We start from the raw sequence: 2635 nt of genomic DNA on the forward strand, positions 1-2635 counted from the left end.
ATCTTTCTAATCGGCGACTTTTCCGCCATGATCGGTGACCCCACGGGACAATCTGAAACGCGCCCTCCGCTCTCGCGCGAGCAAGTGGACGCCAACGCAAAAACGTATCTCGCGCAGGTCTACAAGATTCTCGACCCGGAAAAAACCGAAGTCCGCTACAACAGCGAGTGGCTCGGCAAGATGTCAAGTTACGACGTGGTGCGCCTTTGCGGGCACTATCGCCTGGCGCGGATGCTCGAACGCGAGGATTTCCGCTCCCGCCTCGAGAAAAACCTGCCGATTTCCGTTCACGAGTTGCTTTATCCGTTGCTCACCGCGTGCGATGCCGTCGAGCTCAAATCCGACGTCGAGCTGGGCGCCACCGAGCAGAAGTTCAACATTCTGGTGCACCGCGAAATCCAGCGCGAGTACGGTTTATCCCCGCAGGTTGTGTTCACCATGCCCATTCTCGTCGGCCTCGACGGCGCGAAAAAAATGTCGAAGAGCCTCGGCAATTACGTCGGCATCACCGAAGCGCCGAAAGACATGTTTGGCAAACTCATGTCCATCTCCGATGATTTGATGTGGTCTTACTACGAACTGCTCACTGATTTTGAAGAGCGCGTCATCGTGCGCCTGAAGGAAGAAGTCCGCACCGGCGTCCTCCATCCCATGGACGCCAAAATGCAGCTTGCCCACACCATCATCGCCACTTTTCACGGCGAAGCTGCCGCTCGCGCGGCCAAGGATGAATTTCAACGCGTCTTCCGCGACCGCCAAGCGCCCGAAGAAGTCCCTGAATATCGAATCCAACGCCTTATGGCGGACTCGGTCCGAGTCAGCACCGGAAGCGGTGTCGCAACGGTTTGGACGCTCTTCATACCGGCCACCGGCCGCGAAAAATGGACTAAGCTTCTTGTCATGCTAGAAGTTCTAAATTCGATCGCAGAGGCGGACCGCCTGATTAAGCAGGGAGGCTTCGAAATCGACGGCAAGCGCGTCGACGACGTAAGAAAGGAAATCGACTTCTCGCTGCCCGCCTCGTTTCTCCTCCGCGCCGGAAAAAAGAAATTCCTCCGCCTCATCGTCGAATAGCCGGTTCTGTAGCTCAGGTCCCGTCCCGACGTTTTCAGTCGGGACTGACCTGAGGCATTTCATTCCGGGAGCAATAAAATCATTTCGGCGCGTTCGCGCCCAACAGCAGATTCCCCTCCTCATTTACGCGTCCCCGAATCGAAACCATCGGTTCCCGCCAAGCGGCCGTCGACTGTGCCCGGAATCAGCGGTGTGCCGGCGTTCAACCCAATCGAACCATTTCGATGATCGGCGATGGTGATGTTGTTGGCCGTCAACGTGCGCCCTAAAGCTTGATTGAGATTCGCGAGCGCGATTTCATAGTTTGCCTTTGCCTGTAGTTCACTCAGCTTCGAGCCGTTCAGGACCAAAACGTATTGAACAATCTGGAATGTGTTCGAATTCCCAAAATTGAACTTCTTCACCTCGTAGTCGTACGATTGTTGCGCCAGTTCCGTTGCCTTTGTTGCTTGTTCCACCTGCGCTGCGTCTAGTTTGACTGCTGTCAGCGCCTCGCTCACGTTCGAGAAGATTGTGCTCCTTTGCCGCTGGTAGGAAAGTTTATCTCTGCGTTCAATCAACTGATCCTGGGCATTCGCGGCCTGAGCAGAACGATTGCGCAACGGAAGGTTCAGATTCAAGCTTGCAGCATATTCAGGCGACCGGTTTTGAAAGATCTGGGAGTAAGCGCTGCCAATGCCTCCGGGGATCGTGGCCCCGACGCTGCCGTTGGCCACTCCTATGAAGATGGGGATGCCATTGGAAGTCACCGGATTTCCATTCTGATCGACGACGGGTTCTGTAAGCGCCGGCGAAAATGTCCCGTTGGGAACGAAAGCCCCCGCTGTGTTCCCACTCAAACCCACACTGACGTACTCCGCCGATAATGTGAGCGTTGGCAAGAGCGAGTTCTTTGTTGCCCGGACGTCATACCGATCATTGCGCAGCGTAAGCTGGTCGACTTGCAGCTCTGGCCGGTTCGCCCACGCCTCCTTGACCGCCTCGTCCAGCGTGACATCGGAGACCTGAGGTGTTACTTCGAGCGGCGTTGTCGGTACTATTTCTACACCCTTGAGCTTCGGGTCCGACGGGTCCTTCGTGATGAGGTTGCGGACGACGTCTTCTTGCACACTCTCATTGGCTTGCGCGCCGATCAAAATCTGATTGCCTTGAGCAATGAACGTCTCCGCGAAGACAACGTCGCTGGGACTCGCGGTGCCAATCTTAAGCCGGCGCTGATCATCGTCGTAAAGCCGCTGGTAACCCGCCAGCGTTTGCTTGGCGGCTTCGACGGCCTGCCGGTCAAAGACCAGAAGCCAGTATTGTGTCTGGACCTGGGTGATCTCGGTGATCACCGTCTCTTCGAACTGGAGCTGCCCGATCTTGGTGTTGTTCTTGGCCTCGAGAATAAAGCGCGTGTGCGGCAAAAACCCCCAGCCGTTCAGCAAAGGCTGCTGAATTTGGGCAACTAGAGCCGATGTGAGGGCAGGATTGAAAAAGTTCGCCGATGGCGACGACGAACTTCTGTTGTTATTGAGCTGCACATTGAAGACAGTTCCGCTGTGGAATTCCTGCGTGTAGC

General features: G+C 55.8%; 2 protein-coding genes. One reads left to right on the top strand and one right to left on the bottom strand.

All coding sequences use genetic code 11. The features are described from left to right. A partial coding sequence (gene tyrS, locus VN887_08330) for a tyrosine--tRNA ligase (GenBank protein HXT40015.1) occupies nucleotides 1-1074 on the top strand: 1074 nt, incomplete at its 5' end. A 119-nt stretch (nucleotides 1075-1193) separates the two neighbouring features. Here the strand turns inward: tyrS and VN887_08335 are convergent. Beyond that, the coding region (locus VN887_08335) for a TolC family protein (GenBank protein ID HXT40016.1) at nucleotides 1194-2635 on the bottom strand (1442 nt) is incomplete at its 5' end.

Source organism: Candidatus Angelobacter sp. (genome assembly GCA_035607015.1).
Taxonomy (GTDB): domain Bacteria; phylum Verrucomicrobiota; class Verrucomicrobiia; order Limisphaerales; family AV2; genus AV2.